Origin of the sequence: Christiangramia sabulilitoris, from assembly GCF_007050985.1 — a bacterium.
GTDB classification, from domain to species: Bacteria; Bacteroidota; Bacteroidia; order Flavobacteriales; family Flavobacteriaceae; genus Christiangramia; species Christiangramia sabulilitoris.
The window spans coordinates 191,524-215,099 of the sequence record NZ_VHSF01000003.1; the positions used below are offsets into that span (position 1 = coordinate 191,524).

14 protein-coding genes are annotated in these 23,576 nt (G+C 39.7%); 10 read left to right on the forward strand and 4 right to left on the reverse strand.

What is annotated here, in order from left to right; genetic code table 11:
* Positions 1 to 38: 38 nt before the first annotated feature.
* Complete coding sequence (locus FGM01_RS11090) at positions 39 to 7,538, forward strand: LamG-like jellyroll fold domain-containing protein (RefSeq protein ID WP_143411242.1); 7,500 nt, start codon at positions 39 to 41, stop codon at positions 7,536 to 7,538.
* 1 nt (position 7,539) lies between these two features.
* On the opposite strand, the gene rsmG is transcribed toward FGM01_RS11090, so the two are convergent.
* Entirely contained in the window at positions 7,540 to 8,169 is a 630-nt protein-coding gene (gene rsmG, locus FGM01_RS11095) for a 16S rRNA (guanine(527)-N(7))-methyltransferase RsmG (protein WP_143411243.1), read from the reverse strand.
* Positions 8,170 to 8,327: 158 nt separating this feature from the next.
* On the opposite strand from rsmG, the gene FGM01_RS11100 reads away from it, so the two are divergent.
* Positions 8,328 to 9,515 (forward strand): pyridoxal phosphate-dependent aminotransferase, encoded by a 1,188-nt coding sequence (locus tag FGM01_RS11100; RefSeq protein WP_143411244.1) that lies wholly within the window; start codon positions 8,328 to 8,330, stop codon positions 9,513 to 9,515.
* 77 nt (positions 9,516 to 9,592) lie between these two features.
* Here the strand turns inward: FGM01_RS11100 and FGM01_RS11105 are convergent, their stop codons facing one another.
* Positions 9,593 to 11,089, reverse strand: coding sequence for a TrkH family potassium uptake protein (locus FGM01_RS11105; RefSeq protein ID WP_143411245.1), 1,497 nt, complete (start codon positions 11,087 to 11,089; stop codon positions 9,593 to 9,595).
* Positions 11,089 to 12,438, reverse strand: coding sequence for a Trk system potassium transporter TrkA (trkA, locus tag FGM01_RS11110; RefSeq protein ID WP_143411246.1), 1,350 nt, complete (start codon positions 12,436 to 12,438; stop codon positions 11,089 to 11,091). The genes FGM01_RS11105 and trkA overlap by 1 nt, the downstream gene beginning before the upstream one ends.
* 133 nt (positions 12,439 to 12,571) lie before the next feature.
* Here trkA and ubiE point away from each other — a divergent pair, with 133 nt between their 5' ends.
* Together ubiE and porT are read left to right on the forward strand one after the other, a co-directional pair.
* The gene (ubiE, locus tag FGM01_RS11115) at positions 12,572 to 13,300 is read left to right on the forward strand and encodes a bifunctional demethylmenaquinone methyltransferase/2-methoxy-6-polyprenyl-1,4-benzoquinol methylase UbiE (protein ID WP_143411247.1); all 729 of its coding nucleotides are present in this window, start codon (positions 12,572 to 12,574) and stop codon (positions 13,298 to 13,300) included.
* Positions 13,301 to 13,304: 4 nt separating this feature from the next.
* Positions 13,305 to 14,012, forward strand: a complete 708-nt coding sequence (gene porT / locus FGM01_RS11120; RefSeq protein WP_143411248.1) for a type IX secretion/gliding motility protein PorT/SprT — start codon at positions 13,305 to 13,307, stop codon at positions 14,010 to 14,012.
* A 4-nt stretch (positions 14,013 to 14,016) separates the two neighbouring features.
* Here the strand turns inward: porT and FGM01_RS11125 are convergent, their stop codons facing one another.
* Complete coding sequence (locus FGM01_RS11125; RefSeq protein WP_143411249.1) at positions 14,017 to 14,742, reverse strand: TrmH family RNA methyltransferase; 726 nt, start codon at positions 14,740 to 14,742, stop codon at positions 14,017 to 14,019.
* A gap of 37 nt (positions 14,743 to 14,779) precedes the next feature.
* On the opposite strand from FGM01_RS11125, the gene tamL reads away from it, so the two are divergent.
* The 6 genes from tamL (at position 14,780) to FGM01_RS11155 (ending at position 23,413) form a co-directional block, all read left to right on the forward strand.
* Positions 14,780 to 17,344: a translocation and assembly module lipoprotein TamL gene (gene tamL, locus FGM01_RS11130; protein WP_143411250.1), complete on the forward strand. Its 2,565-nt coding sequence runs from the start codon at positions 14,780 to 14,782 to the stop codon at positions 17,342 to 17,344.
* A gap of 44 nt (positions 17,345 to 17,388) precedes the next feature.
* Positions 17,389 to 18,456, forward strand: coding sequence for a class II fructose-bisphosphate aldolase (gene fbaA, locus FGM01_RS11135; protein ID WP_143411251.1), 1,068 nt, complete (start codon positions 17,389 to 17,391; stop codon positions 18,454 to 18,456).
* 81 nt (positions 18,457 to 18,537) lie between these two features.
* A complete protein-coding gene (gene accD / locus FGM01_RS11140) occupies positions 18,538 to 19,395 on the forward strand; it encodes an acetyl-CoA carboxylase, carboxyltransferase subunit beta (protein ID WP_143411252.1) in 858 nt (285 codons plus the stop codon).
* Positions 19,396 to 19,506: 111 nt separating this feature from the next.
* Entirely contained in the window at positions 19,507 to 19,776 is a 270-nt protein-coding gene (gene rpsO, locus FGM01_RS11145; protein WP_143411253.1) for a 30S ribosomal protein S15, read from the forward strand.
* Positions 19,777 to 19,986: 210 nt separating this feature from the next.
* Positions 19,987 to 22,224 carry a polyribonucleotide nucleotidyltransferase gene (locus FGM01_RS11150; protein ID WP_143411254.1) on the forward strand — a complete coding sequence of 746 codons (2,238 nt, stop codon included), beginning with the start codon at positions 19,987 to 19,989 and terminating at the stop codon, positions 22,222 to 22,224.
* Positions 22,225 to 22,549: 325 nt separating this feature from the next.
* Positions 22,550 to 23,413, forward strand: a complete 864-nt coding sequence (locus FGM01_RS11155) for a sigma-70 family RNA polymerase sigma factor (RefSeq protein ID WP_143411255.1) — start codon at positions 22,550 to 22,552, stop codon at positions 23,411 to 23,413.
* The last annotated feature ends 163 nt before the right edge of the window (positions 23,414 to 23,576 follow it).

A 23,576-nucleotide genomic window follows, 5' to 3' on the forward strand; every position in this document is an offset into this window, starting at 1 on the left:
ATATAGTATTTTTACCGATGTAATTTACATTGGTGCCTATGCATAAAATTACCCGAGGATCCCAAATCCGCTATTTACTTATTGCTTTAACGCTACTTATTTCTATTACATCAATAAGTGGGGTTGATGGCGATTTTATTTTAAATATAACATCTGATCATACTAATTCTTCATGTAATTCTTCCAATGATGGGAGTATAGCCATAAATGTTACTGGTGGAGATGGTAATTATAATTATCATTGGACTGGGCCTAATGGTTTCACAGCGACATCGAAAGATATTTCTAATCTGTCACCAGGCTCTTATACTGTAACTGTAACCGATGAATCTGATGGTGAAAATAGTGAAACAATTATTGTCGCTGAACCCGACGAGCTCATCATCGCCAATTCCACGACCACACCAGTCTCCTGCAACGGGGGCAACGATGGAACGGTAACCGCTGGAACCATCTCGGGTGGAAATACCACCTTTCAATACAGCATTGACGGAAGCAATTTCCAAAGCTCGAAAACCTTTAATGACCTTTCCGCCGGAAATTATACCATCACCGTTCGGGATGAGAAAGGCTGTGAAGATACTGAAACAGTTACCATCGCTGAACCCAACGAACTAATCATTACTGGTTCTACTACCGCCCCTGTCTCCTGTAACGGAGGTACCGATGGTTCAGTAACCGCAGGAACCATCTCGGGTGGAAACACCACCTTTGAATACAGCATTGACGGAACCAATTTCCAAAGCTCGAAAATCTTTAATGACCTTTCCGCCGGAAATTATACCATTACCGTTCGGGATGATAAAGGTTGCCAGGACACAGAAACTGTAACCGTTGCTCAACCCGACGAGCTGATCATCGACAATTCCACGACCACACCAGTCTCCTGTAACGGAGGCAACGATGGAACGGTAACTGCTGGAACCATTACCGGTGGAAATACCACCTTTCAATACAGCATTGACGGAAGCAATTTCCAAAGCTCGAAAGTCTTTAATGACCTTTCCGCCGGAAATTATACCATCACCGTTCGGGATGATAAAAACTGTGAAGACACAGAAACCGTGACTGTCACTGAACCCGACGAGCTCATCATCGCCAATTCCACGACCACACCAGTCTCCTGCAACGGGGGCAACGATGGTTCGGTAACTGCTGGAACCATCTCGGGTGGAAATACCACCTTTCAATTCAGCATTGACGGAAGCAATTTCCAAAGCTCGAAAGTCTTTAATGACCTTTCCGCCGGAAATTATACCATCACCGTTCGGGATGATAAAAACTGTGAAGACACAGAAACCGTGACTGTCACTGAACCCGACGAGCTCATCATCGCCAATTCCACGACCACACCAGTCTCCTGCAACGGGGGCAACGATGGTTCGGTAACTGCTGGAACCATCTCGGGTGGAAATACCACCTTTCAATTCAGCATTGACGGAACCAATTTCCAAAGCTCGAAAGTCTTTAATGACCTTTCCGCCGGAAATTATACCATCACCGTTCGGGATGATAAAAACTGTGAAGACACAGAAACCGTGACTGTCACTGAACCCGACGAGCTCATCATCGCCAATTCCACGACCACACCAGTCTCCTGCAACGGGGGCAACGATGGTTCGGTAACTGCTGGAACCATTACCGGTGGAAATACCACCTTTCAATACAGCATTGACGGAACCAATTTCCAAAGCTCGAAAGTCTTTAATGACCTTGCCGCCGGAAATTATACCATCACCGTTCGGGATGATAAAAACTGTGAAGACACAGAAACCGTGACTGTCACTGAACCCGACGAGCTCATCATCGCCAATTCCACGACCACACCAGTCTCCTGTAACGGAGGCAACGATGGAACGGTAACCGCTGGAACCATCTCGGGTGGAAATATCACCTTTCAATACAGCATTGACGGAACCAATTTTCAAAGCTCGAAAACCTTTAATGACCTTGCCGCCGGAAATTATACCATTACCGTTCGGGATGATAAAGGTTGCCAGGACACAGAAACTGTAACCGTTGCTCAACCCGACGAGCTCATCATCGCCAATTCCACGACCACACCTGTTTCCTGCAACGGAGGCAACGATGGAACGGTAACTGCTGGAACCATCTCGGGTGGAAACTCCAACTTTCAATTCAGCATTGACGGAAGCAATTTCCAAAGCTCGAAAACCTTTAATGACCTTTCCGCCGGAAATTATACCATCACCGTTCGGGATGATAAAAACTGTGAAGACACAGAAACCGTGACTGTCACTGAACCCGACGAGCTCATCATCGCCAATTCCACGACCACACCAGTCTCCTGCAACGGGGGTAACGATGGAACGGTAACTGCTGGAACCATTACCGGTGGAAACTCCACCTTTCAATACAGCATTGACGGAAGCAATTTCCAAAGCTCGAAAACCTTTAATGACCTTTCCGCCGGAAATTATACCATCACCGTTCGGGATGATAAAAACTGTGAAGACACAGAAACCGTGACTGTCACTGAACCCGATCAACTAAATATTTCAGGCACTTCAACCTCTGCTGTTTCCTGTAATGGAGGTAATGATGGAAGTATAAATGTTGGGACTGTAACCGGTGGGACTTCTCCATATCTCTACTCCCTGGACAATGCAAATTTTCAAAGCTCACCGGCCTTTGAAAATTTACCCGCAGCTGAATACACCGTTTTTATAGTAGATGATAATGGTTGTTCCCTTCAGGATTTTATTGAAATTACTGAGCCAGAACAATTAGACGCCGATATCTCTAAAACTAATGTCAATTGCTATGGAGATGCTACAGGAAAAATAAATCTTACGAATGTAGAAGGAGGTCACAATAATTACGAATTTTCTCTGGATGAGGTAACCTGGCAAGGGGATTCAGAATTTACAGGTCTGGTAGCAGGTACATATTCTGTATTTATGAGAGATGCAGATTACCCCGGGTGTTCAAGACTCCTGGATAACGAGGTAGTTATCACGCAACCTTCAGCTCCTTTAAGTGTAACCGCGACATCCAATCCTACCACCTCATTTGGAAGTTCAACAGGTTCTGCAACTGCGAACCCAACCGGAGGAACTCCTGGATATACTTATGAATGGCGTTTGGAGGGGAATAATGCTGTAATTAAAACCACTAAAACTGCTAATAATCTTGCTGCCGGTACTTATGAAGTTACTGTAATAGACGCGAAAGGTTGTATATCTTCAATTACATCAATTACCGTTCGCGACGCCTTATTTGCTGAAATAGAATCTGCGACTCAGTGTGAGGGAGACAATATTGAGGATGGCCAGATAAGAACAGGCTTTTTTAGAACCGCTAATTTAACGGCACTTGGCGGTTACGGTAATTACGAATACTCGTGGAATTTCGCTGATGGAGGACCGGTTAGAACCGGACCTGGGGAACATTCTGTAAATTATAATACACCCGGAAATAAATCGATCACGCTTACAATTACAGACCGGGATAATTCTGGTAATGTTTTTCAAACTCTTACTCTCAACTACCAGCAATATGTGGGTCTTTGCCATGAACCTTGTGGACAGGCTCAAAATGCTCAGTTTGATGTTGATGCGATTTATATAGGAGATATAAATGGCGTAGAATTAGATCTTGATGATCCAACGGTATGTAATCCCTCAGTAAATAAATATCTATTCCTTCCTGTATCTAAAAATGTGAATATGTATAATCCATATACAGAAGTTACATTTAAAACTACCAATGGAATAACAGATTTTTTTGAAACTCAATCTGATACAGGCTGTAAAGATGAAGATGAAATCGATGAAATCCCGGCATCAGAAAACCAGGGTAAGGTAAACAAAGTAGGTGATTTCATCAGGCTAACTAATGAACCTATAGAATATAATTGTAACGATGCTTTAGAAATAGAAGGCTTTTATATCACCTACACCAATGTTTCCAAAAAAGATTGTTTTAGCAATAATAAAGGATTTTGTTATTCCATAAACGAGCCCGTAACGGTACCCACTCCGGTATATGTAGAAGCAACTCCTACAGATATTTTGTGTAAAGGTGAATCCACGGGAATAATCAATGCCAGAGGAACCGGTGGTTTTGCACCTTACAGATTCAATATTACTGGTGCGAATGATGTATACTCTAGCTCAAATACTTTTAACAATCTTGCTGCAGGCACCTATACCGTTTACATTGAAGATTCAAGAGGTAATAGAAATTCAGATTCTGTGGTTATTGAAGAACCGGCAACGGTAATCACTTTAAATATTGTACCAGATAACCCCGATTGTTTTGGAGATCTAGGGTCTGCGACAGCTACCGCCTCTGGAGGTACACCTTTATCTGGCAATGCGTACGAATACCTATGGAATGATCCAAATGAACAAACTACTGCTACCGCAACCAATCTTACTGCAGGAACCTATACTGTTACTGTAACCGATGCCAATGGATGCCAGGAAATTGAAAGTGTTACTATTGTTGAGCCAGTAGAACTAACCGTTCCCGATGCCGGAGAGCCTCAGTCTCTGGGTTGTGGAATTTTTGAAACAACTTTAAATGCTAATACACCAACAGAAGGGAATGGAGAATGGTCTATTGATACTGGAAATTCCGCTATGGGAGGTACTATTATCGATACCGATGATCCAAACTCAGGATTCACTGGAAACCCAGGGACTTATACCCTTAACTGGACAATAGCGAATGCAGATGGATCTTGTTCGCAAACAGATACTGTTACCATTGAATTTGCAGGAGATTGTAATGCCTTGGACTTTGATGGTGAGGATGACCACATCTCAATGGGAGATAATTATGGTTTCACCTCTGGGGCATTCACATTTGAGATCTGGGTTAAACCTGAATCAACCTCCGGCCTAAAGACAATTTTCTCTAAAAAGGATAAATCCAATCCTACCGCAGGCGGATATGATCTTATTATAAATAATGGTTCACCTACTTTCAGATGGGGGAATAAATCTGCTACCACCTCCAAAATTATAAACACCAGCCGATGGTATCACCTCGCTGTTGTTTTTCAGAATAATACAGCTAGATTATATGTAGATGGAATAGAGGTTGGCAATACGAGTGGCACATCGAATCCATCAACAACTGTCGCTCCTTTTCTAATGGGCGCAATTTATGATTCTGCCAGTCCCTGGAGCCCAAAGAATTATTTCTCAGGATGGATGGAAGAATTCCGTATCTGGAATAAGGCTTTGATACCAGAGCAAATTAGATTTATGATGAATCAGCGATTAGATCTAATCTCCAGTCCTAATTCTGCAACGCCAATAGATGGCGAACTTATACAACATCGAAACACAGGTAGTTATCATCAGGACAACCAAAACTATAACTTAGATCAAAATAATAAACGCTGGTATGATCTTAATTGGGGAGATCTCCAGGGTTATTATCGATTAATCTCTAATGATCCTGACCCTGCAGAAAATTTAATTTCTCACGATATTTCTTTGAAGCCTTCTGCCGGTCTTACTCCAGATTTAGCTCTTACTAAAGCAGATGGTAAATTAATCAATATTGAAACGGAACAGGAAAATACAGCTCCCCTTCCGTATATTTCAAACCAGGATGGCTCCTGGAGAGATAAATCTACCTGGCTAAGACCAGATGTATGGAATGTACCCAACGGGAAGGGTATAAACGACAATCCTATTAATTGGAATATTGTCGAAGTTAATAACAATATATTCTCTACAGCACAGGACATTCAGGTATTGGGGCTTTTTTCCAAATTGGGAGAATTATTAATCGATGGTAATGTTGAAGATGAATCCGGCCAGGGATTAACAGTCACGCATTATCTAAGATTAGATGGCAGTATTAATCTTGAAGGTAACTCTCAGCTTATACAAACAGAAGGGAGTATTCTGGAAGAAGCCAGTTCTGGCTATATAGATATTGATCAGCAGGGAACAGCGAACAGCTTTAATTACAACTACTGGTCTTCCCCGGTTTCTACTACCGGTAATCCCAACAATTCGGGTTACACTATAGAAGATATTCTTTTAGATGGTTCAGATCCCGATGCTCCGGCAACTATAGATTTTAATAATCAATATCATTGGGCAGATGGCAACTATACCGGAAATGCCCGTATAAGTACCTATTGGCTCTATAATTTTGGTGATCCAGAAGATGATTTTAACGGGGAGGCAGATGATTATTTCTCATGGAGCCAGTTTGACCAAACAGAATCTTTGCCCCCGGGTATAGGTTATACGATGAAGGGTACCAGGGGATACGTCCCGATTAGCACCAGGCAGAATTATACTTTCCGGGGTAAGCCGCACAATGGGGATATTAGCGTTAGCGTTGGAGTAGACCAGAATCTCTTGACGGGAAATCCATATCCATCAGCTATTGATGCCCTGCAATTTATTAATGAAAATATTAGTGATTTTAACGGAGCCCTTTATTTCTGGGACCATTTTGGAAAGGAAGATTCTCATTACCTGGAAGAATATGTCGGCGGATATGCCGTCTATAACCTTTCCGGTGGAATTTCTTCGGCTTCATCTGTAGATTCAAGGATAAACAATAATGAAGATTCCAGTCAAAAAGATCCTCCAGGTCAATTTATACCGGTGGGACAGGCTTTCTTTATCAATACTAAGGGAGTAGATAATCCAATCACGATTACCTACAAAAATAAATATCGTGCTTTCATACTGGAATCTGAAAAAGATAATAATGGAAATGATCTTTCTCAATTTCACAGTCAGGAAAAGGATAATCCTAAAGCTGACCAGGACAAGGCCAACCTGGATGAACGCTATAAGATTAGACTTAAATTTGAATCTCCTAAAGGATATCACAGGCAGATCCTGGTAACAGCAGATGAAAATGCAACAGGAGGTTTTGACCTTGGTTATGACGCACCGCTTATTGAGAATAATGTTGAAGATATGTACTGGATGATTAGTGATACCGAATTCGTTATCCAGGCAGTTCCTGATTTTGAGCCCGAACGTGTTTTACCCTTAGGTATTAAAGTTGCTGAAGCCGGAGAATTTACCATTAGGGTAGATGAAACTGAGAATTTGAAATCAAGTTTCGAGATCTTCCTTAAGGATAATTCGAATGACGAATATTATAAAATATCTGAAGAAGACTTTACAACCACAATCGAAGAGACCGGATCGTTCAATGATAGGTTTGAAGTTGTTTTCAGAAATAAGAATTCTGTAGAAGAAACCGAGGAAAATGAGTCTGAAGAGCCTGAGAAGGAAAATCCTGTTCAACCTGAAAACCCTGACCTGGAACCTAAGGACGAATTTCTTAGCCTGGACTATTATAAGGATACAGATGAGATCTCACTGGAAAATCCGGATCTACTGAACATCGAACGGGTAGAAATATACAGCGTTTCGGGACAAAGAATTATGAGCTTTGAAAACATTCCCTCAGAGCAAGTGGTAAGGCTGAGAATAAGACAGCAGCTAAGTGCGGCAGTTTATATCGTGAAGTTATTTTCTGAGGATAAGATCATCACTAAAAAGATCATTATCACTAAATAAATTATCCACGATACTTCATAGGCAGATAAACCACCTTTTTAGTATCGAAAAATTCTTCCTCAAAAAAAGTTGAAAGTTCAAAGATTTCTGCAGTGCGGTAATCTTTGAGCTCTTCACTTAGATCTCCACCTTTTAAATATAGAATCCCATTTTTCCTTTCGTGCAGGCTTTCTTTCGCTATTTTCCCCTTCACCCATCTAACAAACGTGGGCATAATTGCCACCGCCCTGCTCACTATAAAATCGTAGTTTCCCGAGATTTCCTCAACTCTATGATTGAAGGAAGTTACATTTTCCAGGCCCAGACCTTCAGAAACTTCGTCTACCACCTTTATTTTTTTTCCTATAGAATCTACCAGATGGAATGTACTTTCAGGAAACATTATTGCTAATGGAATTCCAGGAAATCCTCCGCCGGTACCCACATCAAGAATTTTCGACCCAGGCCTGAATTCCTGAACCTTTGAAATTCCTAAAGAATGAACAACGTGCCGCAGGTACAGTTCATCAATATCTTTTCTTGAAACTACGTTGATCTTGAGATTCCAGTCTTTATAAAGCTCTTCGAGTTTTTCAAATTTTGAGATCTGATCTTCTGTTAGATGCGGAAAGTATTTTCTTATTAATTCCAAAGCCGAATATTTTCTGCAAAAGTAATTAATTTTTATTGCTAAATTTTTTCAAATTGGGAACAGTGGAATTTTTAAAATTTTAACTTTGATGCTGTCTTCGTTAATTTGGAAGATACGCGCAAATAACAGTTGCCTCAGGCAAATTAAAATTTATCATTATGCAGGAAAAACTATCGAATCGTATAAACTCAATGGCAACCTCACAAACTCTTGCTATGGCAGCTAAAGCGCGTGAACTTAAAGCTGAAGGAAAAGATATTATTGGGCTAAGCCTGGGAGAACCAGATTTTAATACTCCAGATTTCATCAAAGAAGCGGCAATAACTGCTATTAATGAGAACTATAATTCTTACACTCCTGTTGATGGATATGTTGAATTAAAGGATGCGGTAATCAACAAATTTAAAAGGGACAATAATCTTACTTATGACAGGTCACAAATAGTTGTATCTACCGGGGCCAAGCAATCACTGGCCAATGTTGCTATGGTCGTTTTAAATCCGGGTGATGAAGTGCTTTTACCCTGCCCCTACTGGGTAAGTTATGCCGAAATTGTAAAGTTGGCAGAAGGAGTCCCGGTAGAGATTCCAACTACTGTGGAAACAGATTTTAAGATCACTCCCGCCCAGCTTGAAGCTGCGATCACTCCTAAAACCAAAATGATCTGGTATAGTTCTCCCTGCAACCCTAGCGGTATGGTATATAGTAAGGAGGAATTACGAGCCCTGGCCGATGTACTTAAGAAATATCCCGAAATCATTATAGTTAGTGATGAAATATATGAGCATATCAATTTTGTAGGAGATCATGCGTCCATGGCAGAATTTGATGATATGTATGAGCGTACGGTCACTGTAAACGGGGTTTCAAAAGCATTTGCCATGACCGGATGGAGAATTGGTTATATAGGTGCTCCGTCATATATCGCCAGAGCATGCAACAAAATGCAGGGACAAATCACCAGCGGTGCCAATTGTATTGCGCAGCGTGCCGTAATTACGGCCCTTGAAGCTCCCGTGAGCAAGATTAGTCATATGATCGATACCTTTAAGGAACGCCGAAAACTTATCATAGACCTTTTAGGCGAAATCGACGGATTCGTAACTACCGAACCTCAAGGTGCTTTTTATGTATTTCCTAATGTGTCTGCATTTTTTGGAAAAACGATCAAAGGCCACAAAATTCTGAATGCAACAGACTTCAGTCTATTTTTACTTGAAGAGGCGAACGTCGCTACGGTTACAGGCGATGCTTTTGGTAATCCGGAATGTATAAGGATTTCATACGCTGCCAGTGAAAGTCAAATTGAGGAAGCTTTGAAAAGAATAAAAAATGCGCTTTCGTAAAGCATAAAATCTCTAATAAAAAAACCGGCCTGTAGCCGGTTTTTTATTTTTATAGCTTTAAAGCTTCAGAAATTTAATTAGCGGTTTCTCCAGAAAAATGGCGTTAATAGAATTAATACTGTAAATAATTCCAGCCTTCCTATAAGCATTAGAAAAGCAGTCCACCATTTACCAAAATCAGGAAGCATATCGAAATTATTCACCGGACTAAGGCCACCGAAAGCGGGGCCAATATTCCCTAAAGAAGAGGCTGCTCCACCAATAGCTGTTTCAAAATCCAAACCTAATGAAGCCAATACCACTGCCCCAATAATAAAAGACAACATATATAAGATAAAGAACCCCAGTATATTGAATACAATCTCCTTACTAATAGATTTACCGTTAAAACGCACCGGTAAAATAGCGTTTGGATGAAGAGTCCGCTTAAACTCGGTTGTACCATTCTTAATCATTATAATATGACGCATTACCTTCACTCCCCCTGCGGTAGATCCCGCTGAGCCCCCAAGAAAGAACAGACCAAAAAACAAAATTGTTAAAAATGGCGTCCACATCGTAAAATCTGCAGAAACAAATCCCGTAGTGGTTATGACACTTAGAACCTGAAAGAGAGCATGCCTGAAAGCACTTTCACCCTCACCCCAAACCATGGGATGATCTATGGAAGATAAGCTCACATCTGCCTGAAAGTAAACGATCAATGCCGAAATTGCAGTAAAACCAAAAATGAAAATGATATACCATTTGAATTCGTCATCATGAAGAATTTTGCTAACCTTCCCTTTAAAAGCAAAATAACTGAGAACAAAATTGCTTCCAGCAAGCAGCATGAATAATATTACGATATATTGAATTAGAGGATTGTTATTCCAGTAGGCGAGGCTGGCATTTTTCGTAGAAAAACCACCTGTGGACAGGGTACTAAACGCATGATTTATGGCGTCAAAAAAGGTCATGCCCGCCGCCCATAATAATAAAGTTTCAGCCAGGGTATAGGAGACATAAATTAACCATAACCGCTTAGCCGTATCTCTGATCCTTGGCTTTAACTTATCTGCACTAGGTCCGGGCGATTCCGCAGTAAATAGCTGCATCCCTCCTATTCCTAAAAGCGGAAGTATGGCAATAGCCAATACGATGATCCCCATCCCTCCAATCCAATGGGTTAGACTTCGCCAGAATAAAATCCCCTTAGGTATCGCCTCGATATCATTTAATATAGAAGCACCTGTGGTAGTATACCCCGACATGGTTTCAAAAAATGCATTTGTAAAATCGGGTATAGATTCACTTATCACATAGGGCAAAGAGCCACTTAGCGCCATAAAAATCCATCCAAAGGTTACGATGATATACCCTTCCCTTATTTTCACCTCTTTACTGTGGCCACGGGTAGTAAACATGAACAAAGTCCCAATAAAAAGAGTGATTAATGCCGCAGTAGAAATTTCGAGGGTTACACCATCCTGGTAAAACCAGCTAACCACAGTTGCCAGTAACATAAAGCCACCGTTGCAAAGCAACAGTAAACCCATTACATGAAGAATTATTTGATAATTCAGCCTGGGCATTACAGAAAAAGTTTTTCTACTTTATTAATAGATCGCGGCAGGCAGCAAACTACAATTCTGTCACCTGGTTTTATAAGAAAATCGCCCAGGGCGATAAGACCTTTTCCATTTCTAATGATTCCACCAATGATGGCAGATCTTGGAAAATCCAGGTCTTTGATCTTTTTATTGCTTACCTGAGATTTGGGCTTTACGATAAACTCCAGTAATTCGGCATTCATGTTGTTCAACTTGGTCATGGCAACAACCTCTCCTTTGCGTACAAACCTGAATATATTATTCGCCGCAAGAAGTTTTTTATTGATAAGTGTATCGATCCCTATTGAATGACTTAACTGAAAATAGTCCATATTCTCAACCAGAGAGATGGTTTTCTTAACGCTTTTAGATTTTGCCACCAGGCAGGACATGATATTGGTTTCAGAGTTTCCCGTTACCGCGATAAATGCATCCATATCATGTATATTCTCCTCTTCAAGAAGCTCTACATTTCTACCATCTCCATTAATAATTAAAGTATTTGGTAATTCGTCTGCCAGTTCATAGGCCTTTTCCCGGTCCTTTTCCACAAGCTTTACATGGAAATTATTCCGGCAAAGATCCTCTGCAGTTTTTCTGCCAATTTTACTACCTCCAAGGATCATCACGTTCTTAATTTCCTGTCTGATCTTTCCGGTAAGTTTATACAACTCTTCTACTCCATTCTTAAGGGTGATGAAATATACCTGATCTCCATCCTTAAACTGAGTATCCCCTCTTGGTATGAGCGTATATTGAGTTCCAAACCTTTGAATAGCTATGGGCACGAAATTAAGTTCGGGAAATATTTTCGCAGCCTCTTTTACTGTTTTGCCCACAAAGGTAGCTGTTCGCGAAAGGCTGACCCCAATCATGGTCAATGCACCTTCTTCAAATTCATAACTATCATTGAATGCAGACTGATTCAGCAGAAGTTCTATTTCACGGGATGCCAGAGCTTCAGGAGAAATCAATTCGTCGATACCGAAACGGGTAAAGCCCAGTTCTCCCTGATTTTCAAGAAATTCAGTATTAGAAATTCTGGCAATCGTCCTTTTAGCCCCTAGTTGTTTTGCCAGCACACATACTGTAATATTGGTCGCCTCACTTGAGGTTACACTTATTACCATATCTGTATATTTAACCTGGGCGTCTTTAAGAATTTTTATGGAGCTCGCATCGCCTTTTATTGTCCTGATATCCAAATGAGTATCTGCGTAAGCAAGATTATCTCTATTGGGGTCAATTAGCGTGATATCCTGAGATTCGAAGGAAAGTAATTTAGCTAAATGAAATCCTACTTCACCTGCACCGGCGATAATTATTTTCATATAAAAGCTTCAAATTGAGAAGGCAAAGTTAAGTTATTTTAGAGAAACCAAAAATCGCAAAACAAAAGATAAATATTTATTGAATCTCCCTAGATTTTAAGCATATCCGTTATCTTTGAACCAAATTTTCGCTATGAGCAAAAAGGTAACACCATATAAGGATTCTAAACTCACCAAGAAAAAGCAGGTCGAGCAAATGTTTGATAACATTTCGGGTAGTTATGATGGTTTGAACAGGGTGATTTCTTTGGGTACAGATGTTAAATGGAGGAAAAAAGTAGTAGCTCTTGTAGATGAAACAAAACCGGAAAGCATTTTGGATATTGCTACGGGTACTGGAGATCTGGCTATTCAAATGGTAAAGACCGGAGCCAGTAAAATAATAGGTCTGGACCTTTCTGAAGGAATGCTGAAAGTAGGAAGAAGAAAGATCTCAGAAAAAAACCTGGATCCACATATCGAAATGGTACAGGGTGATTCTGAAAACCTTCCTTTTGAAGAAAATACTTTTGATGCGATCACTGTTGCATTTGGTGTTAGAAATTTTGAAAATCTTCAGAAAGGACTTGAAGAAATTTACAGAGTTTTGAAACCCGGAGGCATTTTCGTAGTATTGGAGACTTCTGTACCAACCAAATTTCCCTACAAACAAGGTTACAGATTATATTCCAATTTAATATTGCCTGTGATTGGTAAGATATTTTCGAAAGATAAGGATGCGTATTCCTATCTAAGCGAAAGCGCAGCTAATTTTCCATTCGGGAGTGCTTTCAACAATATTTTGAAGAAAACAGGGTTTATTAATGTAAATGATTTACCCCAAACATTTGGCGTATCCACAATTTATACTGCCTCAAAGTAGTAACATGAAGAATATTATTGCCATTGCCCTAATGCTGTTATGCCTGAATACTGCACAAGCTCAGTTATTCTCTGGAGAACGGGTGCTTAACCAACAAAATTTTGATCAACAGCGTTGGTCCTGGGGATATTTCCTTGGACTAAATAGCTATGATTTTAATTTTGACTATAAGAATTACAACCCTAGCCCAGTGACTGGACAGGATTTTAGGGTAGAAACCAGAACCGGTTTTAATGTTGGGCTGATAGGAAATTTAAAGCTCGACAATAACCTGGATTTACGCATTGAACCCGGAGTTAATTTTAATACCCGAGGCTTTCAGGCGTTGAAAGCAGATGCCAATACCTACCGGGAAATTAGCTCTACCTATGTTCATATTCCATTACTATTAAAATTTAATGCGAACAGGCTGAATAATTTCAGGCCTTTTGTGGTTGGCGGAGTTTCAACTTCCATCAACCTGAGCAGTAATGAAAATAATCCTGACGATAACAGTGCCGGTCAGTTCAGGATGACTACAAATACCTATTACTACGAGCTAGGCTTTGGAATTGATCTTTATTTGTACTATTTCAAACTTTCCCCATCTATAAGAGGTGTCTTTGCCCTTAACGATGAATTAATTCGTGATGTCGATCCAAACAGCCTTTATACGGGTAATGTAGAAAAGATGTCTTCCAGGGCTGTGTTTATCAACTTTACTTTTCAATAAAAGCTTAGCCTCTGCGGAATTCACTTAATACCACCGCTGTCGCAGTGGCTACATTAAGACTTTCTGTCTTCTGCAGGCTACCAAATTGTGGAATATTCAAACTTAGGCTTATAAGGTCTTTGATCTCTTCTGAAATTCCATTAGCTTCATTTCCCATTATAATTATTGCAGAAGCGGGTAAACTGGCTTTATAAATATTATCCCCCTCGAGCAAGGTGCCAACAATAGGAAAATCCCGGTTTGCCAGCAGAAACGACTTTAGATCTGAATATTGCACGTTTACCCGCGTTAAAGAACCCATACTGGCCTGCACCACTTTTGTATTGTAACAATCTACGGTATCTTTAGAACAAATTAGGTTCTCAACCCCAAACCAGTCACATAGCCGAATGATGGTCCCAAGGTTACCGGGATCACGAACCCCATCCAGGGCAACGGTCAACCCATTCAAACTCACGGAATCATCTTCTGGAATTTTAAATACCGCCAGAGCCTCCTGAGGAGTTTTTAGGAAACTGATTTTTTTAAGATCACGCTCCTCAACCATCAGGTGATACTTTTCAGAAACATCAAATTTTTGCCTGGTAGAATAAATTGAAACTAATTCGTAATCAGAGTAGAGGAATTCATTTATTCCTTTTACTCCTTCTACCACAAAGAGTTTATGAATATTTCTAAACTTTTTCTGGGAAAGACTTTTTATTAACTTAATCTGGCTTTTGCTAACCATTCAAAAAATGTATTTTTGAGCCTCTAAACACTACTGTTTGAAACGGCTTCTGGCAAAAATATTATTATTTTTTTTAACCTTCCTCCTAATAATTAGCTGTAATGCCGTTAAAAGACTCGAACCAGATCAAAATCTTCTGGTTAAAAATGAAATATTCAGCAATGGCGAAAAGGTAAAAGATCCAAGGATCTATAATAGGTTATCACAGGAGCCTAATGCCCGTATTTTAGGATTTCCTCTGAAACTACAATTTTACAATCTCGCCAGACCTAATATTGATAGCATACTTTCCAAAAAATATTTAAATAACGAACAGAAGAAAAACAGACTCATAGCTCTGTTATCTAAAAAGCAATTTGATAGATATATACATTCTAAAGTTGAATTCAATCAATGGATTAAGCGTACCGGAGAAGCACCGGGAATTGTAAGCGAGGAAGAAGCAAAAAAATCTGAAAACAGATTAAAATCTTGGTACTGGAATAATGGCTGGTTTAACGTTGAAGCAGATTATACTATTGTTCCTATCGAGGATAAAACTAAAAGGGCCAGAGTAGAGTATTACGTAAATCCACATCAGCCGTATATCCTGGATTCCATCTATACTGAAATATCTTCGCAGGCCCTGGATTCTCTTTACGAATTACACAAATCTGCAAGCGAGATAAAATCAGGAATACAGTATAACACACTGGATTTTAATGAAGAACGTGATCGCCTTTCTCAATTATTTCGGAATAATGGAGTCTATAATTTTGACCAGGAATATATAAGCTTTGATGCAGATACCGTAAATACAAATCATAAGGTTAACACTACCTTAATTATTAAAGATCAAAGAAATAATATTGGCGATAGTATCTCCCGAACTCCTTTTAAAATCCACAATATTAGTAAGGTTAATATCTTTACAGATTATACTTATTCCCAGCGAAATGAGAAATTAGAAGATAGCGCCCAATTTGAAGGCTATAATCTATACAGTTTCGAGGAAATGCGTTATAAGCCTGAAGCCGTAAGCGATGCTATATTCATTAAACCGGGAAGTATCTACAGGGATACAGATCGTACCAGAACCTATAACAGGCTAAATGCATTGAGAGTGTTCAAATATCCGGACATTCAGTATATTCTGGACCCTGAGGATTCTACCTCCACAGATCTTATTTCAAATATCTTTCTTACTCCACTTCCTAAATATTCTCTTGGCTTTGATTTCGACGTCTCACAAAGTAATATTCAGGAATTTGGGATTGGATTTGGGGGCTCATTTTTAATTCGGAATATTTTTGGCGGTCTTGAAAATCTTGAAGTTTCAGGAAGAGGAAGTGTGGCTTCATCTACCGATGCTGCTGCAAGCACTGATAAAAACCGCTTTTTTGATATTACTGAAGTTGGAGCCGATCTTAAATTGAGTTTACCGCGAATATTTTTTCCTCTTGAAACTGAAAAGGTCATCCCAAAATACATGTCCCCGTTCACCAATATTAGCCTTGGATTTAGTACCCAGCGGAATATTGGACTGGACAAGCAAACCTTTGCCGGTATTTTCAATTATGCATGGAAACCTTCCAAGAAACTTTCAAACAGCCTTGATCTTTTAAATATTCAGTATGTAAGGAATTTGAATACAGAAAATTACTTCAATGTATACCGTAATTCATTTGAAGAACTGAATAACCTGGCCAGGGAAAGCAACTTTAATTTTGACGATCTATCAGAAAACCCAGTTTTGGAAATTCCGAATGAAGCCGATGAATTTATAAACTACGTTGTTTCAGATAATACCCCGGACACCGGTCTTACCAGGGAAGAGTTTTTCAATGTACTGGATATCTCTGAACGTAAATTAAGACTTACCGAAAACAACCTGATCTTTGCCTCAAATTATACTTACCTCTGGAATACCAGGGAAAGTTTGTATGATAAAGAATTCTCGAGATTCAGGTTTAAAATTGAGACTGCTGGCAACCTGCTTTCGCTTTTATCAGGGGTGGTCAGTTATGAACAGAACGAACAGGGTAACAATAAAGTAACCGGAGTTGCCTATTCCCAATATGCCAAAACAGAGGTAGATTTCATAAAACACTGGGATCTTGGAAGAGATCGTATCTTTGCCGTTAGAGCCTTTGGCGGGGTAGCCATACCGTATGGAAATGCGAATAGCATCCCTATCACCAAAACCTTCTTTGGAGGCGGACCAAACGACAACAGAGCCTGGCAGGCATATGACCTTGGTCCCGGAAGCAGCGGAAGTATTCTTGAATTCAATGAAGCAAACATGAAGCTCGCTTTTAATGGTGAATACCGGTTTGGAATTATAGACGAATTTAAAGGCGCTCTATTCGTTGATGTAGGTAACATCTGGAATGTTCTTGATAATGTAAATGTACCTGCCTATAAATTTGAAGGATTGGAAGACCTCAAGGAACTTGCCGTAGGTAGCGGATTTGGCCTTAGATATGACTTCAATTTCTTTGTTTTGCGTTTTGATATAGGATTCAAAACTCATGATCCTGCACAGCCTCAGGGAGCTCGATGGTTTAGAGACTACAACTTCTCCAACGCCGTATATAATGTAGGAATCAATTATCCTTTCTAAGCCAGTTTATTTTCTTATTTTTGTAAGCCTAATCAACAAAAGTTATGAGTCACAATATCAAACCAGGCGTTGCCACAGGAAAAGAAGTTCAGGAAATATTTAATTATGCCAAGGAAAAGGGCTTTGCTCTACCTGCTGTAAACGTGATTGGTTCGAGTAGTGTAAATGCGGTACTTGAAACAGCTGCTGAATTAAATTCTCCGGTCATCATTCAGTTTTCTAATGGTGGTGCACAATTTAATGCAGGTAAAGGTCTTTCTAATGAAGGAGAAAGAGCAGCAATAGCCGGTGGTGTTGCCGGAGCAAAGCATGTTCATGAAATGGCAAAATTATATGGCGTGCCCGTTATTATGCATACAGACCATTGTGCTAAAAAATTACTTCCGTGGATAGACGGTTTACTTGATGCCAGTGAAAAGCATTATGAGCAATTTGGTAAGCCATTATATAGTTCTCATATGATCGACCTTTCGGAAGAACCTCTGGAAGAAAATATGGAAATATGTAAAAAATATTTGGAGCGTATGTCCAAAATGGGAATGACGCTGGAAATTGAATTAGGTATCACCGGAGGTGAAGAAGACGGGGTAGATAATACAGATGTTGATGCATCAAAATTATATACTCAACCAGAAGAAGTAGCTTATGCTTATGAAGAACTGAGCAAAATTAGCGACCAGTTCACTATTGCAGCTGCTTTTGGAAATGTTCACGGGGTTTACAAACCAGGAAACGTAAAATTGACTCCAAAAATTCTTAAGAATTCTCAGGAACATATTTCAGAGAAATATGGTGTTGAGAAAAATCATATTGATTTTGTTTTCCATGGTGGAAGTGGATCTACAGTTGAGGAAATACGCGAGGCTATTGGTTACGGGGTGATAAAAATGAATATAGATACAGACCTGCAATATGCTTACCTGGAAGGAGTTCGTGATTATATGAAAAGTAAAAAGGATTATCTTGCCTCTCAAATAGGTAACCCTGAAGGTGAAGATGTACCTAACAAAAAATATTATGACCCACGTAAATGGGTTCGTGAAGGAGAATTAACTTTCAAAGCCCGTTTAAAAAAGGCGTTTGAAGATTTAAATAACGTAAACACATTATAAAATAAAATAACAGTCTTATTAAATGAAGGCTGTTTTTTATTGCCATAAAGTTGATCATCGAAAGATAAAAATTGGAAGAAAATGGCTTGGTTTAAAAGAACACAAAAAGGTATACAAACACCTACAGAGGAAAAGAAGGATGTTCCTAAAGGTTTGTGGTATAAATCTCCTACAGGGAAAATTGTTGATGCAGAGCAACTGGAAAGCAATTTTTATGTAAGCCCAGAGGATGGATATCATGTTAGAATTGGAAGCGACGAGTATTTCAAAATCCTTTTTGATGATAATAAATTCAAGGAGCTGGACAAGGGCATGACCTCAAAGGACCCTTTAAATTTTGAGGACACAAAAAAATATACCGAGAGGCTTAAGGCTGCTCAGGAAAAGACCGGGTTAAAAGATGCGGTTAGATGTGCCGTAGGTAAATCTAAAGGAAAAGACCTGGTTATTGCCTGTATGGATTTTAAATTTATTGGTGGTAGTATGGGCTCTGTAGTTGGTGAAAAAATTGCCAGGGCTGCAGATTATTCTTTAAAAAATAAGATTCCCTTAATGATCATATCAAAATCTGGCGGGGCTAGAATGCAGGAAGCGGCACTATCATTAATGCAACTTGCAAAAACCTCGGTAAAGCTAGCCCAGCTGGCCAATGCCAGAATACCTTATATATCTCTGGCTACAGATCCAACAACTGGTGGAACAACCGCTTCTTTTGCTATGCTGGGAGATATTAATATTTCTGAACCGGGAGCACTTATTGGATTTGCCGGCCCAAGAGTTGTAAAGGATACCACGGGAAAAGATCTTCCTAAAGACTTTCAAACAGCCGAATTTTTAAAGGAAAAAGGATTTTTAGATTTTATAACCAAGAGATCTGAACTTAAAAATAAAGTGAACCTTTATCTGGATCTTATTCAGAATCAACCTGTAAGATCATAATTGTACTTGAATAAAAAATCAGGTTTAAATAGGTAATTTCTAAATTAATAGTACCTTTGCCGCCTGACGGAAAAACTGTCAATACATAAAAATCATTTAAATAATATTGGAATGTATTTAGCAAAAGAAAAAAAAGAAGAGATCTTCGCCAAGCACGGTAAAAGTAAAACTGATACCGGTTCAGCTGAAGGACAGATCGCATTGTTCACTTACAGAATCGCACACCTTTCTGAGCACCTGAAGAAAAATCGTAAAGATTTCAACTCAGAGCGTTCACTTGTAATGCTGGTAGGTAAGAGAAGAAGTTTACTAGACTACTTAATGAAGAAGGATATCATGAGGTATCGTGCCATCGTAAAGGAACTAGGATTAAGAAAATAATTTTCAGGGGGCTTTATGCCCCCTTTTTTTATTTATATTTAGAAGGTCCTGATCGCGTTTCAGGCATTCAAAAATTGTCGCCCAAGGGGTAGTTTTTCATTGGTCAACTTACAACTACACACAACACACAACCCGGCCGTCCGGATGGCGGAGACCTTTGTTTAACTAAATGATCTGGTTGAAGTTATTCAGATCAAATTTGAAATTATTATGATTCCACAAACTTTTAAAGAGGTTATCGATCTGGGAGATGGCAGAACCATTTCTCTCGAAACCGGAAAACTGGCAAAACAGGCTCACGGGTCGGTTGTTGTTCAAATGGGTAATGCCATGTTATTATGTACGGTAGTTTCTTCGTACAAACCTACAACCATGGATTTCTTTCCATTAACATTGGATTACCGCGAAAAATTTGCCGCGGCAGGTCTTTTCCCTGGAGGATACTTCAAGAGAGAAGCAAGACCAAGCAGCGAAGAAATTTTAGTAATGCGTTTAGTAGACCGTGTACTGCGTCCACTATTCCCAAAAGATTACAAATTCGAAACACAGGTAATGATCCAGCTAATGTCTCATGACGATGACGTTATGCCAGATGCTTTAGCAGGATTAGCAGCATCTGCGGCTATTCAATTATCTGATATTCCTTTTGAAACTCCAATTTCTGAAGCCAGAGTTGCGAGAATAAATGGTGAATTCGTTCTTAACCCTAGCAGAGAAGCTTTGAAAGAGGCAGACATGGATATCATGGTTGGTGCTTCTGCAGATTCTGTAATGATGGTAGAAGGACAGTTTGATGAATGTTCTGAAGAGGAAATGGCCGAGGCCATTAAATTCGCTCATGAGGCAATTAAAGTTCAGTGTGAAGCACAGGTAAAACTTGCTGAAGCATTTGGAAAGAAAGAAACCCGTGAGTATGAAGTTGCTGAAACAGACGAGGAAATCGAGCAGAAAATTCACGATGCTGTTTACCAGAAAGCTTATGATATTGCCAGAGCAGGTACCAGTAAAAATGAAAGAACCGAAGCCTTTGCAGAATTGAAGGAAGAAGTGAAAGCTATGTTCACCGAAGAGGAACTTGAAGAGAAAGGCAAAATGATCTCTGGATACTTCAACGATGCTCAGAAGAAAGCAGTTCGTGACGTAACTCTTAAAGAAGGAGTTAGACTTGATGGTAGAAAAACTGACGAAATAAGACCAATCTGGTCTGAGGTTGATTACCTGCCTTCTACACATGGTTCTGCATTATTTACAAGAGGTGAAACTCAGGCCCTGGCAACCGTGACTCTTGGAACATCCAGAGAAGCAAACCAGGTAGACCTTCCAACCCAGCAGGGTGAGGAAACTTTTTACCTGCATTATAACTTCCCTCCTTTCTCTACCGGTGAAGCTTACCCGATTAGAGGTACTTCAAGAAGAGAGATTGGACACGGGAACCTTGCACAACGTGCATTAAAAGGTATGATCCCCGATAATTGTCCTTATACCGTGCGTGTGGTATCTGAAGTTTTGGAATCTAACGGTTCTTCTTCTATGGCTACCGTATGTGCCGGAACCCTGGCCTTAATGGATGCCGGAGTTCAGCTTAAGAAACCAGTTTCTGGAATTGCTATGGGATTAATTTCTGATGGTGAGAATTATGCTGTACTTTCTGATATATTAGGAGATGAAGATCACCTTGGTGATATGGACTTTAAAGTAACCGGTACTGCTGATGGTATCACTGCCTGCCAGATGGACATTAAGATCAAGGGACTTTCTTATGAGATCCTTGTAAATGCACTGAAACAGGCTCGTGAAGGCAGACTTCATATTCTTGATAAATTGAATGAAACGCTTCCACAACCTAACCAGGATGTAAAAGCTCATTCTCCTAAGATCATTACCAGAAGAATTCCTAATGAATTCATTGGAGCTCTTATTGGACCTGGTGGAAAAGTGATCCAGGAACTTCAGAAAGAGACCAAAACTGAAATCGTGATCAATGAAGATCCGGTAACTGAAGAAGGTATCGTTGAAATCCTGGGAACTCAGCAGGAAGGAATTGATAAGGTTCTTGCGAAGATAGAATCTATAACTTTTAAGCCTGAAAAAGGAAGTGTTTACGAAGTAAAAGTTGTAAAAATTCTTGATTTTGGAGCGGTTGTAGAATATGTTGATGCTCCGGGTAACGAAGTACTTCTTCATATTTCTGAACTGGCATGGGAACGTACCAATGATGTAAATGATGTTCTTAAACTTGGTGATGTGATCGATGTGAAATACTTTGGTCTGGATCCAAAAACCAGAAAGGATAAAGTTTCACGTAAGGCGTTGATGGAAAAACCGGAAGGTTATGTGGCAAGACCACCCAGAGATGACAAGCGCGATAACAGAGGATCCAGAGATAACCGTGGTTCTCGTGATAATCGTGGACGTGATGATAGAAAACCGAGAGAAAAAAGAGATTAATTCTTTTATCTTTTAATATCAAGCCCTTGCCCTGCGCAAGGGCTTTTTTTTTATTTTTTTTTCATCAGCATGAAATTTTCAACAAAATCTGCCGACTATCTTTCCGCTTATGAGAACACAGTAACATTTTAAAGGAGAGATCCTGCATTAGGGATTGCAGTGAAAAGCCCGCAGCAACTGAAAGTTAGCGAGGACTTGCAGCGAAAAGCCCGGCACGAAGTGCAACGCCCGAAAAAAAAACTGAACTTCTTGTAACATTAAGAGTACTTCGTACGTATAAACATATAGAAGAGCTATGCACCATTAAAATCCAAGTAGAAGATAGATGAGACAACTGAAGATTACGAAGCAGGTAACCAATCGTGAAACCGCTTCGTTAGACAAGTATTTGCAAGAAATTGGAAAAGTAGACCTAATCACCGCTGACGAAGAGGTAGAACTGGCACAAAGAATTAAAGCGGGTGATAACCGTGCCCTGGAGAAATTAACCAAAGCGAACCTTCGTTTTGTGGTTTCTGTAGCTAAACAATATCAAAATCAGGGCTTAACCCTTCCCGACCTTATTAATGAAGGAAACTTAGGATTGATTAAAGCCGCGAAACGTTTCGATGAAACCCGTGGATTTAAATTTATTTCATATGCCGTATGGTGGATTAGACAGTCCATTTTGCAGGCATTGGCCGAGCAATCGAGAATTGTTCGTTTACCATTGAATAAAATTGGTTCTATAAACAAGATCAATAAAACTTTTGCTTTTTTAGAGCAGTCACATGAGCGTCCGCCAAGTGCTGAGGAAATTGCAAAAGAATTAGACATGACCATTAACGACGTTAAGGAATCTATGAAGAATTCCGGGCGTCATGTATCTATGGATGCTCCATTGGTTGAGGGTGAAGATTCTAACCTTTATGACGTTTTACGTTCGGGTGAATCACCAAATCCAGACCGTGAGCTTTTACATGAGTCTCTTAGAACAGAGATCGAACGTGCGCTGGAAACACTTACGCCACGTGAAGCAGATGTGATTAGACTTTATTTTGGACTGGGAGACCAGCACCCTATGACCTTAGAAGAAATTGGCGAGACTTTTGATCTAACTAGAGAAAGAGTACGACAAATTAAAGAAAAAGCTATTAGAAGATTAAAACATACTTCCAGAAGTAAGATTTTAAAAACTTATCTTGGCTAAGATATTTAAAGTAACAACAGTTTAGTGTCGGCGTGATGAACCGATATGAAGATAACTGTTCGTTTTTTGATTGATGAATGACCCCGGAGTGATGACCGGGGTTTTTTTTATATCTAAACTTTTGTTAATCGAAATGTGCTTTTGGTGAATTCGATAATTTGTC

Excerpts from the sequence above, each read along its gene's own strand:
- FGM01_RS11105 (WP_143411245.1), bottom strand. The coding sequence starts at position 11,089 with ATGCCCAGGCTGAATTATCAAATAATTCTTCATGTAATGGGTTTACTG.
- porT (WP_143411248.1), top strand. The coding sequence starts at position 13,305 with ATGAAGAATATTATTGCCATTGCCCTAATGCTGTTATGCCTGAATACT.
- FGM01_RS11150 (WP_143411254.1), top strand. The coding sequence starts at position 19,987 with ATGATTCCACAAACTTTTAAAGAGGTTATCGATCTGGGAGATGGCAGA.
- FGM01_RS11090 (WP_143411242.1), top strand. The coding sequence starts at position 39 with ATGCATAAAATTACCCGAGGATCCCAAATCCGCTATTTACTTATTGCT.
- fbaA (WP_143411251.1), top strand. The coding sequence starts at position 17,389 with ATGAGTCACAATATCAAACCAGGCGTTGCCACAGGAAAAGAAGTTCAG.
- FGM01_RS11100 (WP_143411244.1), top strand. The coding sequence starts at position 8,328 with ATGCAGGAAAAACTATCGAATCGTATAAACTCAATGGCAACCTCACAA.
- rpsO (WP_143411253.1), top strand. The coding sequence starts at position 19,507 with ATGTATTTAGCAAAAGAAAAAAAAGAAGAGATCTTCGCCAAGCACGGT.
- FGM01_RS11125 (WP_143411249.1), bottom strand. The coding sequence starts at position 14,742 with ATGGTTAGCAAAAGCCAGATTAAGTTAATAAAAAGTCTTTCCCAGAAA.
- ubiE (WP_143411247.1), top strand. The coding sequence starts at position 12,572 with ATGAGCAAAAAGGTAACACCATATAAGGATTCTAAACTCACCAAGAAA.
- FGM01_RS11155 (WP_143411255.1), top strand. The coding sequence starts at position 22,550 with ATGAGACAACTGAAGATTACGAAGCAGGTAACCAATCGTGAAACCGCT.
- accD (WP_143411252.1), top strand. The coding sequence starts at position 18,538 with ATGGCTTGGTTTAAAAGAACACAAAAAGGTATACAAACACCTACAGAG.
- trkA (WP_143411246.1), bottom strand. The coding sequence starts at position 12,438 with ATGAAAATAATTATCGCCGGTGCAGGTGAAGTAGGATTTCATTTAGCT.